Source organism: Anaerocolumna cellulosilytica, assembly GCF_014218335.1.
Classification (GTDB): Bacteria; Bacillota; Clostridia; order Lachnospirales; family Lachnospiraceae; genus Anaerocolumna; species Anaerocolumna cellulosilytica.
On record NZ_AP023367.1, the window covers coordinates 2,751,593 to 2,765,070 of the forward strand.

Sequence of the window (13,478 nt, forward strand, 5' to 3'; positions counted from 1 at the left end):
TTAATTGGTACCTGCGTCTTAATCATTTGTAGACATCAAAAAGGACATGATTCTAACGCGGGATGGAAAATCGTATCAGAAAGGTGAAGATATATTTATGAGTTTATCCGATAAAATTATAGCACACGATGAAGCCATCTCTGTTGTCGGACTTGGCTATGTTGGTATGCCGATAGCCGTAGCCTTTGCAAGAAAAGTACGTGTTATCGGTTTTGATATAAATCCAGATAAAGTCAATATATATATAAGTGGCAAAGATCCGATTCAGGAAGTAGGAGATAAAGCTATTCAAGAATCCACAGTCGAATTTACCAGTGAGGAAGCTAAATTACAGGAGGCTCGTTTTCACATTATTGCAGTACCAACCCCTGTAAATCTGGATAAAACTCCCGATCTGACACCCGTAGAAGGTGCCAGCCGCATTGTTGGCAGAAACTTAAAAAAAGGCTCTATTGTTGTTTATGAATCAACGGTATATCCGGGTGTTACTGAGAATATTTGTGTTCCTATATTAGAAAAAGAATCGGGTCTGGTTTGTGGAATTGATTTTAAAGTGGGTTACTCTCCTGAACGCATCAATCCGGGTGATAAGGTACATCGATTGGAGAATATAAGAAAGATTGTATCCGGCATGGATAAAGAGTCTCTCGAAAATATTTCCAGAGTGTATGAATTAATTATAGAGGCCGGAGTCGTTCCGGTTAGCAGCATAAAGGTTGCAGAGGCCGCAAAAGTTGTGGAAAACAGCCAGCGAGATATTAACATAGCTTTTATGAATGAACTGGCCATGGTGTTTGACCGGATGGACATTGATACAAAAGAAGTAGTAGAAGCTATGCAATCAAAATGGAATGCTCTTGGTTTTTATCCCGGACTGGTGGGTGGTCATTGTATCGGTGTGGACCCCTATTACTTCATTTATGAGGCAGAGCGTTTAGGATATCATTCCCAGATTGTTTTGGCAGGAAGAAAGATTAATGATGGCATGGGTAACTTTGTAGCAGAAAATATCATTAAAAGACTGGTATTAGCCGGAAAACAGGTAAGGGAAGCAAAGGTAGTTATTTTAGGAGTTACCTTTAAAGAAAATTGTCCGGATATTCGTAACTCCAAAGTAGAAGATATTATTATAAAACTACAGGAATATGGTATTACTCCAATTGTATCCGATCCGGTTGCAGATGCCAAAGAAGTTTCTGAAAAGTATAATACCAGCCTGATTCCGTTAAAAGACATAACCGATGCGGATTGCCTTGTTTTTGCTGTAGCACATGATGCTTTTAAAGCATTATCATTTGCTGAAATTAATGAATTCTTTATAAAAGGCAACAATGCTCAGAAGGTTATCATAGATGTAAAGAGTATTTTAGATAAAGAGGAATTTGTAGAAAAAGGCTATCAATTCTGGAGATTGTAAGCCCCCAATTAATACCGCCATTGATTTATCAGCAACACAAGGTTGCAGATGGGAGCTAAATATGAAACGAATTTTAATTACCGGTGAGGAAAGTTTTATCGGAACTGCTGTTTATAACTGGCTGAAGCAATATCCGTCTGATTATCAGACGGATATTATTTCTGTGAAAGATAATCGTTGGGAAACATTTGATTTTTCACCATATCAGGCAGTAGTTAATGTAGCAGGTATAGCGCATCGTAAAATAAAACCAAAGTTAGAGCCGCTTTTTTATCAAGTTAACAGAGACTTATCCGTTGCCTTATGTAAAAAAGCAGAAGCTTCCGGAGTAAAACAATATATTTACTTAAGCAGTATGAATGTATATGGAGATATCAATGAAGTTATAACAAAGGATACAAAACCTCAGCCAAAGAACTTTTACGGTAATAGTAAATTACAGGCGGATGAAATACTCATGGGCCTTAACAGCAGTACCTTTCACACTGTAAGTATACGGCCACCGATTGTATACGGCAAGGGTTGCAAAGGGAATTATCCTTTACTGGAGAAGCTGGCCAAGTATCTGCCGGTTTTTCCTGACTTCCCAAATAAAAGAAGTATCCTCTATATCAGCAACCTGTGCGAATTCATCCGTTTATTAATAGAGCAGGAGGATAGTGGTATTTTTCATCCCCAGAACAGGGAATATGTCTCTACTACAGAATTGGTAAAATCAATTGCAAAACAAAAGCAGAAGCGAATCTATTTCACCAGAGCAGCCAACCCTGTTATTCGCTTTCTGCTACCTAGAATACGGATGATAAATCGTGCTTTTGGTAATGATTTGTATGATAGCAGATTATCGGACTATCATAATTTTTCTTATTGTGTTGTATCCTTTCAGGAGTCTATGGAGCAGATGTATCCGACTCAAAAGCAATAGTTACTTGCATGTTCTGTATTTCTAAACAATGTGATATGCTATCTTTCTTCATTTATACAATAAAAATTAGGCCGCAATTACAACCAACAGTTGTCTTGCGGCCCAAACATCTTGTGTATCCGTCTAATTTTTAATCATGTTGTTCTAAAAATTACCGTCTAATCCAGAAGAAGAACTTTCTTATAAAACCTACAACAGTTCCTAATATAGCAGCCAGAATCAAGCTAAAGATTGCATATCTTCTTTGAAACTGTAAACAGTCAAAGGCTGCTATTAAAGCTGTAAATGTCAGTATACCCTTGAAAACAAACAGCCAGAAGATATTGATAATGTAAATTATCAATGCAAAAATTAAGGACGTATAGGCATTACTAGTTTCTCTCCATCTGGATACTATATTGTAAATTCTATCAGCAAAAATGCCCGGTACAATGAGCAACAGGAAAAAAACAATAAATTCCATATGACTTCTCCTTTCAAAATTTAAAGAAATGATAACTTCTTTCTTTATCATATGAAAAGATAAGAAATGTGTTACTTTTCATGTCGAAAATAATCATTCTAAAAACAATATTTTGGAAACTCATGGCAAAAAAGGTACCGAACCTTTCCTCTTTGAATATAGTAATAAAGAATTAATTATAAATCATACAGCAAGGGGGCCTTGAAGTGTTCTTACGTAAATATCATAAAGAGATTATTTTTTTACTAGATCTGACTTTAACTTCAACGGTTTTCTTCTTCTTATTTTTTATTTTACCGGAGGCAGTGCTAGTAAAACTATCTTTTACGGCATTACTGCCGGTCTTTCTCTTGTATATTATCTGTGATATGATAGCCCATCGCTTTTTCAAAACCTATGAAAGTCTTTGGCGTTATGCCAAAAGTAAAGAATATCTAACCTTGTTTTTTGATAGATTAACCGGTTTCTTTATATTTTCAATTACTTATAAATTTTTATTGCCACTAAAAGTCTCCTTAGTCCAGATTTTTTCATCCTATGGCATTTCTCTTCTGGCAATGTTCGTTATCCGTCTGGGTTACAGACAATTTAGAGAGCATGGACAAAATGGCTGTAAACCAAACAGTAACCTAGTAGCTATCCTAGGTGCAGGTGAAGCCGGTGTAAGGCTCTTAGAAGCCCTTAACAATAATCCTAACAGCAACTATGAAATCATCTGCTTTATTGATGATAGTATCGAAAAAATAGGTAAAGTAATTCACGGTGTCGAAGTGAAAGGCCCAATTAGTGATATTGCAGATATCTTATCTAAAATTCCCATAAAAGAAATCATTTTTGCCATACCCTCCGCAACGGCTCTCCGGAAAAAAGAAATTTTAGAATTATGCAGCAAACAAGAATGCAGGGTAAGGATACTGCCGGGCGCATTAAGCCTATTGCAAAATGAGAATCTGAAAAATCCCTGGAATACCATTAGAGATATACAAATAGAAGAGTTACTGGGAAGGGAACAAATTGTATTTGAAGACGAGGCAGTTAAATCCTTTTTAAGTGGTAAAGTAATCTTGGTAACCGGTGGAGGCGGAAGTATTGGCTCTGAACTATGTCGTCAGATAGCAAAAGCAGAACCAAAACAATTAATTATCCTGGACATATATGAAAATAATGCCTACGAAATCCAACAGGAGCTTTTTCAAATCTATAGAATGACCTTGGATGTAAAAATAGAGATTGCTTCTATTCGTGATTTTCATAAAATAAACTATTTATTCCGGTTGTATCGTCCTGCTATAGTATTTCACGCAGCAGCCCATAAGCATGTTCCATTAATGGAGGATTGTCCGGAGGAGGCAGTCAAAAATAATATTCTTGGAACCTATCATGTTGTAAAAGCGGCAGATACGTATCAGGTTGAGAAGTTTGTACTTATATCAACAGACAAAGCTGTAAATCCCACTAATGTAATGGGAGCAAGCAAGCGATTCTGTGAGATGCTTCTTCAAAGTATGAAGGGTATTAGTAAAACAGAATTTGTGGCAGTGCGATTTGGTAATGTTCTTGGTTCTAACGGCTCTGTTATTCCGCTGTTTCAAAAGCAGATAGCGGCAGGTGGTCCGGTAACTATTACAGATAAAAGGATTGTAAGATATTTCATGACCATTACAGAAGCGGCTCAATTAGTGTTACAAGCAGGTTCCATGGCTAGTTCCTCTGAGATATACATCCTTGATATGGGGCAGCCGGTTAAAATATTAGACCTGGCAGAAAATCTAATCCGCTTATCCGGGTACGTCCCCTATACAGAAATTCCTATAATTGAATCCGGATTACGCCCCGGAGAAAAACTTTACGAAGAACTTCTTACCAAAAGTGAGGAACTCATTGCTACTTCAAATCATAAGATATTTATTGAACGGCAAAAGAATATATCACATAAAGAACTTATAGATAAGCTCGAATTATTACAATCGGCACTATTAGAAAAATCAAATAGTAGTATTAAGACCACTTTAAAAGAGGTAGTACCTACTTATTGCGACCCGGAAGAAGTAAATCAGGGTATTGAGCAGTAGAAAGACTTCCCTTTTTAAGAATAGCCTTAGAATACATGTCCTAAGGAATATAAAGTATATGAAAAAAGAGGTGTCCGGCATGACGTATCTAGTTGTTGCAGCCCATCCTGATGATGAAGTTCTGGGAGCAGGAGCCACACTTGCCAAGCTTGCCAGTGAGGGAAACACTGTAATAGCCTGTTTTTTATCCGGTGAAGTTACTGCCAGAAGGTATCGGCCGGAGCTTGCAAAGTTACGAAAGGATATTATAAGCAGTTCCAGAATATTGGGGATAAAACAAGTGATACTTGGAAATTTTCCAAATATCCAATTTAATACCATTCCTCACCTTGCTATGGTTCAATTCATAGAACAGGTTATTCTAGATACAGAAGCAGAAATCATATTCACACATCACCCATCTGATTTAAATAATGACCACCTTCATACATCCCTTGCCTGTCAGGCTGCCATTCGCTTGTTCCAGAGAAAAGACGGCATACTGCCAGTGAAAGAACTATTATTTATGGAAATCCCCTCCTCAACAGAGTGGAGTTTAAATAAATCCGTTCATCCTTTCACACCTAATGTATATATCGAAACAAGAGAAGAATTCCTTACTAAAAAATTGCAGGCTCTGACCGAATACAGCGGCGTTATGCGGGATTACCCCCATCCCAGAAGTCAGGTAGCAATTAAAGGTCTGGCTGCATACAGAGGTGCACAGGCTGGTATGGTATATGCAGAAAGCTTTGAAAGTGTATTTCGCAGAGAAATATAAAGCGATGGTTTAAGGAGTTTTAAAGATGAAACGAAGTCACTATATTTCCTATCAAAATGGCTTAAAACAAACGGCTGAACAAATGGCGGCAGTTATTTTACTGCTTCTGCTGTGGCCACTACTGTTGCTTGTTGCACTTGCCATCCGCCTTGATAGTAAAGGAAATGTTCTCTTTTGCCAGCAAAGACTTGGTAAGGGAAAAAAGGAATTTACTATTTATAAATTCCGAACCATGAAGATAAATCATTCTGGCGATAAATTACGTTCAGAGCAGGATATAAGGATTACCCGAATCGGCACGATTCTTCGAAAAACCAGTCTGGATGAGCTGCCTCAATTAATCAATATACTAATAGGTGATATGGGGATTATCGGCCCCCGTCCCGTGTTACAGGATGAATTTAAACCTTTTAAGGGGCATCCGGTATACGAAAAGAGATTCAATACCTTGCCCGGACTTTTTTGTACAGTGGATATGTCTTATCGTGCAACCGCTACTAGAGAACAACAATTTCAAATGGATGCGGAATATGTAGAAAATATAACTTTTTTATCGGATATGAAGATATTTGGCAAAGTATTTATTAACGTACTAAAACGAAAAAATATATACCCGGTGTCCCAAAAACAGCAAGCGGAGGAAATACATCGGGATACTAGTGTCAAATAAAATAAAATTATTTCACACCAGCTACTATATAATGCGTCCAAAGACGCAGACGGGAGCAAGCAAGTCATGATTGTAACTATCCATCAGCCGGATTATATACCATATATTGGTTACTTTTATAAAATATCAAAAGCTGACGTCTTTGTATTCTTAGACGATGCTCAATTCTCTAATGACAATATGCATCACTGGAATAAGATAAAAACCCCTCAGGGGGAATTACGGTTAAAAATTCCCGTTTCCTATCATTTTGGTGATTCTATTCATAAAATTAGAACCAAAGATGAATTGGGCTGGAAAGAAAAACACTTGAAAATATTAGAAATGAATTATAAGAAAAGCCGTTATTTTAATGAAATATTTCCTTTCTTTCGGGAGCTTTTATTGTGTAATTATGATAGCCTGGCTGATATGAATATAACCATAAACCGTTATATTTGTTACGGCCTGGGTCTTGTACCCCGGTTTATAAAAGCCTCTGAGTTAAATATAGCATCAGCGAAAGAGGAGAAAGTACTGGATGTCTGTACTCATTTGGATGGTACGGACTATATCTCCGGAATAGGCGCCAAAGCCTATCAGACAGAAGAGCATTTTCGAAAAAGGGGTATTTGCTTATCCTATACAGATTACAAACCTGTTTTATATCCCCAGCTTTGGGGAGAGTTTATTAAAAACCTGTCAATACTTGACTTTCTTTTTAACTGTGGCTTTCATTGGGAGTTGATTGAAGAATACTTAATAGACTAGTAATTGTAAAGATTGAAAGAAAATCTTATGGAAAGGAATGCCTAATCTGCTTCTTTCAATCCATTAATATTTGGCAGTATCGTAAACTGCATGCGGTAGACACTGGGTATAATTATGAGAATAATCGTTTCAGCCAGTTATGGCCACTCCCTGATTAACTTCCGTGGAGAATTAATTAAGGCCATGGTAAAGCAAGGCCATGAAGTAATCTGTACCTCCATTGAGCCAGTTGAAATCATGGCGAAACAAGTAGAGCAACTTGGCGCTAAATATTATCAAATTCCCGGCAGTAGAACTGGTATCGGGTTACTTGAAAATATAAGAACCTTTTTTCGCTATCTTATAGCCTATTACTTACTAAAACCTGACTTGTGTTTTTTATATATGTCAAAACCCATCGTCTTTGGCGGAATTTGTGGAATTCTCACCCGTGTAAAGAGGATTGTAGTTTTCGTGACTGGTTTAGAAGTGGCTTTTTACAGTCCGGGGATAAAAAACCGGCTAACCCGGCTGTTTCTTAAAACTATGTACCGGCTGGTACACAGCAAAAGTGAAACTGTATTTTTTATGAATCAAGATGATTACAAACTAATGCTAAAGTACCATATGGTTCGGCGGGAACAGGCCCGCTTTGTCAATGGCTCCGGGGTGAATATGGAATATTTTACAAAGGAAAAGCTGCCGGAGGATAGGGTTGTATGTATGACAGCAAGACTGGTATGGAGCAAAGGCATTAGAGAATATCTAGAAGCCGCCGAAAAGATAAAACTGTGCTATCCGGATGTTAGATTTCTACTAGTGGGTGGACTGGATGAAAACCCGGAGGCGATAAAAAAAGAAGAGCTGGATGAGGTTATAAGCCTGGGTATTATAGAATATTACGGCTATACAGAGGATGTAAGACCCTATTTAAAGCAGTGCAGCATCTTTGTACTCCCCTCTTATCATGAAGGCAATGGCAGAAGTATTGTAGAAGCCATGGCGACTGGGAGACCGATTATTACGACCCATGCTCCGGGCTGCAAAGAAACTGTAATCGATGGCTATAACGGCTTTCTAATACCGGTCAGGGACAGTAAGACTCTAACTGATAAATTAAGTGTTTTAATAGAGCATTCAAGTCTCAGGACAAAAATGGCAGAGTCTTCCTACTTGCTATGTAAAGAAAAATATGATGTGAATCAAGTTAATGAAATCTTCTTAAAAACCCTGAGGTTATGATAAAGGAGGCGGCAGATGACGGGGAATAAAATACTTCTAAAAATGTATGCCGTATGTCCAATTTTCTTACAAAATATATTTATTTCCATTTATGGGCTTCTGTTATATGGGCAGCGCTACGGAAAAACCTATCGAAGATATCTAAACTACTATACCTCACACAGACCGTCTGATTTAAAGAAGGAAAAGTACAGACAGAATAAGCAATTCATAAACCTACTCCATTATGCCATAATGAACAGTCCTTTTTATCAGGAATTTTATAAAAACATTGATATTAGTAAGATAAAAACCATAGAAGATATTGCACTGCTGCCAATACTAACAAAAACCTGCTTAAAAGAGAATCTGGAGAAGATTTATACTGTGTCCAGAAAGAAGTCCCAATGCCATTACACTGGCGGCACTACCGGAATCCCTATGGCCGTCAGAAAGCGTAAGCAGGATGTAGAAAGAAGAATGGCATATCTGGATGCTTACAAAAGGAGCTATGGCTTTATCAATCTAAAAATGCGTTCTGCACGTTTTTTTGGTAAGAACATAATTCCGGTCTCCTCTAATAAGAAGGTATTCTGGCGTAAGAATTATTTCTTAAAGCAGCGGCTTTATTCTACCTATTATCTGAAACAGGAAAACTTAAGTTACTATATTACGGATTTAAATCGTTTTAAACCTCAATCCATTGATGGATTTGTATCCTCCATCTATACTATAGCAAAATACATTGATGACAATCACCTTTCACTTAACTTTACGCCAAAAGCAATCTTTACTACCGCAGAAACTGTTTTGCCTTATCAAAAAGAGTTAATCGAAAGAGTATTTTCGTGTCCCTTAAGTGACCAATATGCTTCCAATGAAGGCGCTCCTTTTATCATCCAATGTAGGGAAGGATATTATCACGAAGCCCTTGATACCGGAGTATTCGAACATATTAAAACACCGGAAGGTGTTAAGCTTTTAGTCACCAGTTTTGATTCCTATGGTACGCCACTAATACGGTATGATATTGGTGATTACATTCAGGAATCACCTGCTGTGGAATGCTCTTGCGGCTCCTGCTTCCCTATAATCGGAGGAATAATCGGAAGAGATACCAATTATCTGGTTACAAAAGGCAGGGGAAATATCACTCCTGTACAGCTTTCTGTACTGATTGCAGAACTGCCCTTATCCATTGAACAGGTTCAATTCCTTCAAAAATCAAAGGATTTGATTGTAATTCGATGTTCTGCAAAAGCACCATTTTCCAAAGAAGCATATAATAAAATAATCTTAGAAAAAGTAAGGGCCTACTTAGGGGAAGATATACGCTATAAGATTCTCTGGGAAAATGCACTAGACAGAGCTCCCAGCGGAAAATTCCAACTTATTGTAAATCAAATGAAAAACCACTAAAAGCCGGTTCCCTTAATTTTCAACCAAGGCTATGGGTGAAAGAAAATTAAAATAAGAAAGGCTGCCACAATATGTTCTTTCACTCTTTTTATATGTGGCTGTATCACAGGCAAGCCTGTGGTATTGGGTGCAAATTATGAAATATAATCCACTGGTAAGTGTGGTGGTACCAATCTATAAAACGGAAATTTATCTCTCCCGGTGTATCGAAAGTATTTGCAGTCAGACTTACTCAAAGCTTGAGATTTTATTAATAGATGATGGTTCTCCCGATACCTGTCCTCAGATTTGCGATAATTATGCTTTATTAGATAACCGAATTAAGGTAATTCATAAAAAGAACGGTGGAATATCCTCTGCTAGAAATGCAGGTCTTGATGCTATGACAGGGGAGTATGTTACCTTTATTGATAGTGATGATTTTCTTCATAGAGATTGTATCCGTTATCTAATCTATTTGGCTTTACGCAAAGATTGTCAAATAACTACCTGCGAATTGTATAAGGGGAGTGATTATTCATTTGACAAAGTATCTGTAAAGGGCCACACCAAAATTTATGAAAAAAAAGATGCCTTTTTAAGCCGAAGAATTAAATCCGGCATTGTAGGTAAGCTCTTTCTCGCCAGTTTATTTCAGGAGCTTCGTTTCCCGGAGAGTGATCATTTTAACTATGAAGATGAAGCACTCTATTATAAATTAGTATACCGTTGCAAGCATATGGCAATAACTGAAAAACCATTATATTATTATTATCAAAGTCCGGACAGTACTACTAGAATTACAAATCATCATAAAACAACGGATTTTATTCAGGTATTTGAAGAACGTATAAAATTTTTTGCTGATAAGGAAAAAGTACTCCTAGAATTATCCTGGGAATATTATGCGCTTTGTCTTATGCTGTTTTTTATGAATTGTAAAAAAGATACCCTAAATACCAATGATTTAGATGAAATTTTGACTTTGTACCGGAAAGCTTTCTTTAAAGTTATTTATAATGAAATAACTCCGTTTACTTATAAGATTATGTTTTCTACTTTTTATTATATGCCAAAGCTGTCTGCTAAGGCTGTCAATCTTTTAAAACTTCGATAATTTCAAAAATGTAACTTTGTGCCTGCCTTCTAATGTATGCAGGTATCGGAAAGGGCATGGTTATTTATATGAAAATACTTGTTTTAACGGATGAAGTCTGGAATGATACGCTTTACCCAAATAACGTACTTACCAACTGGCTTCAGGGGTTTCCGGCAGTTATAGCTAACATCTATCTGGCAGGAGGTGCTCCTGATAATACATGCTGCCAAACTTATTATCAGATAACTGACGGTATGATGATAAAAAGCCTTTTTACTAAAACGACAGCGGGTCAAACCTTTCGTTTACCTGAAAACAAACGGCAAGAAACCCTTCCTTCCGCTGACTCCTATCCGGATGATGAAGGTCGCGTTCTTACCTTGATAAAAAATAAACTTCCTATGGAAAGTTTACGTCTGGTTCGGGAGGGAATCTGGTTACTGGGACACTATGATATAACAGGATTAAAAGATTTTGTTGCCGGCTTTCAACCGGATGTCATATTCAGTCTAAGATATGCCTCTTTAAAGGTTTTAAGATTTGAACGCCTGCTCTTATCCCTATCCAAAAAGCCTATGTTTGTCTTTACCGGAGATGATGAATATACGTTGGCCCAGTTATCCTTCTCACCCTGCTACTGGTTACGGCGTACCCTGATTCGTAAGGCATTAAAAAGAAACGCCGAACATTACTATAAGTATTATACTTTGTCAGAAGAGCAGTCTTCCCTTTACAGCAAGATATTTCATATCCGTACCGGTGTTCTTTCTAAATGCGGCAGCTTTGAAACCTATAAGAAAAAACCGGTGCAAAAACCGCTTATTCTCGTATATGCCGGCAGGTTATACTGTCATCGATACAAAACCTTACTTGCCATCAAGGAAGCTTTGAAGGTCATAAACAAAAATAAAGTCCATATGATTCTTAATATCTATTCCAGAGATAAGGTTTCTAAAAAATATTTAAAGCTCTTAGATGATAATCGAAACTCATATTTACATCCACCAGTAAGTCCTGCTGCATTAAAACAAATTTATTATAAAGCAGATATTGCTTTACATGTAGAAAGTTTTGATATTAAAAACAGACTTTTAACTAAATATTCCTTTTCCACCAAAATTATTGATTGTCTTGCAAGCTCTTGCGCCGTTCTTGCGATTTGCCCAAAAAGCCATGCAGGTTATGATTATCTGAAAAAACAGGATAGTGCTATCTGTGTATCCTCGCTTCATGAAATAAAAGGTACCTTAACGAAACTATGTAAAAAGAAGAGCCTGGTTCAGGAATATCAAAAAAAAGCTTGGTCCTGTGGACAAAGAAATCACCAAAAGTACTCTATTCAACAAATGCTTTTAGAAGAAATGAAAAAAGCAGGAGAGTTTATGAGTTAAGTTGAAGCCAAGATTTTTTCAACATCTTGATTTAAAAGTGTGCGATGCACACAGACGGGAGTTAAGTTGAAAAATCAAAACTTTTTCAACATCTTGATTTAAAAGTGTGCGATGCACACAGACGGGAGTTTTATGAAGATATTAGTAACTGGCTCCAGCGGCTTTTTAGGGAAAAATTTAATCGCCCGACTGGAAGCACAAAAAGAAGAGAATCACATAATCTATAAATATGACGTGGATACTTCAAAAGAGCATCTTAACGAATATGCAAAAGATTGCGAATTTGTATTTTATTTCGCTGCGATACATAGACCGAAGAAGGAAGAAGAATTTCATCAGATTAATGTTCTGCTTTTTGAAGACCTTATTAATCTTTTAGAAAAAAACCAAAACAATTGTCCGATTCTATATACATCTTCTATACAGGCTGTACAAAACACTGAATATGCTAAGAGCAAGCGGGAAGCAGAAGATTTGTTAAAAAATCACGGCGAAAAGACAGGGAGCAAAGCTATTATCTACCGGCTTACTAATACCTTTGGCAAATGGGCAGCACCAAATCACCACTCCGTTGTGGCAACCTTTTGTAATAATATTACCAGGGAATTAGAGATTGAAATAGACAATCCTGGCCAACCCATGAATTTTTATTACATTGATGATGTCATAGATTCTTTTATTAGCCATCTGTATAGAGATATGGCCCCCGCTTCTGATGGTTTTTACCACTTGGATAAAAAGTATCTCTACACAACCACTTTGAAAGAGCTGGCTGATAAACTACGGGCGTTTCATGACTCCAGGCTAACCCTTACTCTGCCGGATATGGCTGATTCCTTTACGAAAAAACTTTACAGTACCTACTTAAGCTATATTCCCATTCATACGTTTCATTATCCTCTGACCATGCATGCAGATGACAGGGGAAGCTTTACAGAAATCTTTAAAACCCCTGAAAGAGGTCAATTTTCTGTTAATGTTATTAAACCCGGCATCAAAAAAGGCGAGCACTATCACAACACCAAATGCGAAAAGTTTCTGGTGGTAAGCGGCAGGGCCTTGATACAATTTAGAAAAATAGACTCTGAAGAGATTATGAATTATTATGCTTCTTCAGAAGAGCTGGAAGTAATAGATATACCCGTGGGGTACACTCACAATATTATGAACATCGGAGAAGAGGATTTAGTGACTCTAATATGGGCCAATGAAGTATTTAACAAAGAGAATCCGGATACGTATCCTTTACCCGTAGAATAATTAATTTATTCACAAAAACCAGTAACAAAGTGTTTCGCAATTGTCTAATTATCTCATAAAGAAAGGAGGCTGC

At 37.1% G+C, this 13,478-nt stretch carries 12 protein-coding genes; 11 read left to right on the plus strand and 1 reads right to left on the minus strand.

What is annotated here, in order from left to right; all coding sequences use genetic code 11:
- Window positions 1-97 precede the first annotated feature (97 nt).
- Together acsn021_RS11225 and acsn021_RS11230 are read left to right on the plus strand one after the other, a co-directional pair.
- Complete coding sequence (locus acsn021_RS11225) at window positions 98-1,417, plus strand: nucleotide sugar dehydrogenase (RefSeq protein ID WP_184089473.1); 1,320 nt, start codon at window positions 98-100, stop codon at window positions 1,415-1,417.
- Window positions 1,418-1,478: 61 nt separating this feature from the next.
- Complete coding sequence (locus tag acsn021_RS11230) at window positions 1,479-2,342, plus strand: NAD-dependent epimerase/dehydratase family protein (protein WP_184089470.1); 864 nt, start codon at window positions 1,479-1,481, stop codon at window positions 2,340-2,342.
- Between the two features lie 151 nt (window positions 2,343-2,493).
- Here acsn021_RS11230 and acsn021_RS11235 read toward each other — a convergent pair whose 3' ends face one another.
- Entirely contained in the window at window positions 2,494-2,805 is a 312-nt protein-coding gene (locus tag acsn021_RS11235; RefSeq protein WP_184089467.1) for a hypothetical protein, read from the minus strand.
- A gap of 206 nt (window positions 2,806-3,011) precedes the next feature.
- On the opposite strand from acsn021_RS11235, the gene acsn021_RS11240 reads away from it, so the two are divergent.
- The 9 genes from acsn021_RS11240 (at window position 3,012) to acsn021_RS11280 (ending at window position 13,405) form a co-directional block, all read left to right on the plus strand.
- Window positions 3,012-4,877: a polysaccharide biosynthesis protein gene (locus tag acsn021_RS11240; protein WP_243182293.1), complete on the plus strand. Its 1,866-nt coding sequence runs from the start codon at window positions 3,012-3,014 to the stop codon at window positions 4,875-4,877.
- A gap of 58 nt (window positions 4,878-4,935) precedes the next feature.
- Entirely contained in the window at window positions 4,936-5,637 is a 702-nt protein-coding gene (locus acsn021_RS11245) for a PIG-L deacetylase family protein (protein WP_243167746.1), read from the plus strand.
- A gap of 25 nt (window positions 5,638-5,662) precedes the next feature.
- Window positions 5,663-6,307 (plus strand): sugar transferase, encoded by a 645-nt coding sequence (locus acsn021_RS11250; protein WP_184089464.1) that lies wholly within the window; start codon window positions 5,663-5,665, stop codon window positions 6,305-6,307.
- A gap of 66 nt (window positions 6,308-6,373) precedes the next feature.
- A complete protein-coding gene (locus acsn021_RS11255) occupies window positions 6,374-7,057 on the plus strand; it encodes a WbqC family protein (RefSeq protein ID WP_184089461.1) in 684 nt (227 codons plus the stop codon).
- A gap of 114 nt (window positions 7,058-7,171) precedes the next feature.
- A complete protein-coding gene (locus acsn021_RS11260; protein ID WP_184089458.1) occupies window positions 7,172-8,278 on the plus strand; it encodes a glycosyltransferase family 4 protein in 1,107 nt (368 codons plus the stop codon).
- Between the two features lie 15 nt (window positions 8,279-8,293).
- On the plus strand, window positions 8,294-9,676 hold the full coding sequence (locus acsn021_RS11265) for a phenylacetate--CoA ligase family protein (RefSeq protein WP_184089455.1): 1,383 nt from the start codon (window positions 8,294-8,296) through the stop codon (window positions 9,674-9,676).
- Between the two features lie 136 nt (window positions 9,677-9,812).
- The gene (locus acsn021_RS11270; RefSeq protein WP_184089452.1) at window positions 9,813-10,772 is read left to right on the plus strand and encodes a glycosyltransferase family 2 protein; all 960 of its coding nucleotides are present in this window, start codon (window positions 9,813-9,815) and stop codon (window positions 10,770-10,772) included.
- A gap of 68 nt (window positions 10,773-10,840) precedes the next feature.
- Complete coding sequence (locus tag acsn021_RS11275) at window positions 10,841-12,145, plus strand: glycosyltransferase family protein (protein ID WP_184089449.1); 1,305 nt, start codon at window positions 10,841-10,843, stop codon at window positions 12,143-12,145.
- 132 nt (window positions 12,146-12,277) lie between these two features.
- The gene (locus tag acsn021_RS11280; RefSeq protein WP_184089446.1) at window positions 12,278-13,405 is read left to right on the plus strand and encodes a polysaccharide biosynthesis C-terminal domain-containing protein; all 1,128 of its coding nucleotides are present in this window, start codon (window positions 12,278-12,280) and stop codon (window positions 13,403-13,405) included.
- Window positions 13,406-13,478 lie beyond the last annotated feature (73 nt).

Bases quoted from the DNA above. Each gene is read 5' to 3' on its own strand.
- acsn021_RS11235 (WP_184089467.1), bottom strand. From the start codon at position 2,805: ATGGAATTTATTGTTTTTTTCCTGTTGCTCATTGTACCGGGCATTTTT.
- acsn021_RS11260 (WP_184089458.1), top strand. From the start codon at position 7,172: ATGAGAATAATCGTTTCAGCCAGTTATGGCCACTCCCTGATTAACTTC.
- acsn021_RS11275 (WP_184089449.1), top strand. From the start codon at position 10,841: ATGAAAATACTTGTTTTAACGGATGAAGTCTGGAATGATACGCTTTAC.
- acsn021_RS11250 (WP_184089464.1), top strand. From the start codon at position 5,663: ATGAAACGAAGTCACTATATTTCCTATCAAAATGGCTTAAAACAAACG.
- acsn021_RS11280 (WP_184089446.1), top strand. From the start codon at position 12,278: ATGAAGATATTAGTAACTGGCTCCAGCGGCTTTTTAGGGAAAAATTTA.
- acsn021_RS11255 (WP_184089461.1), top strand. From the start codon at position 6,374: ATGATTGTAACTATCCATCAGCCGGATTATATACCATATATTGGTTAC.
- acsn021_RS11270 (WP_184089452.1), top strand. From the start codon at position 9,813: ATGAAATATAATCCACTGGTAAGTGTGGTGGTACCAATCTATAAAACG.
- acsn021_RS11230 (WP_184089470.1), top strand. From the start codon at position 1,479: ATGAAACGAATTTTAATTACCGGTGAGGAAAGTTTTATCGGAACTGCT.
- acsn021_RS11225 (WP_184089473.1), top strand. From the start codon at position 98: ATGAGTTTATCCGATAAAATTATAGCACACGATGAAGCCATCTCTGTT.
- acsn021_RS11265 (WP_184089455.1), top strand. From the start codon at position 8,294: ATGACGGGGAATAAAATACTTCTAAAAATGTATGCCGTATGTCCAATT.
- acsn021_RS11245 (WP_243167746.1), top strand. From the start codon at position 4,936: ATGAAAAAAGAGGTGTCCGGCATGACGTATCTAGTTGTTGCAGCCCAT.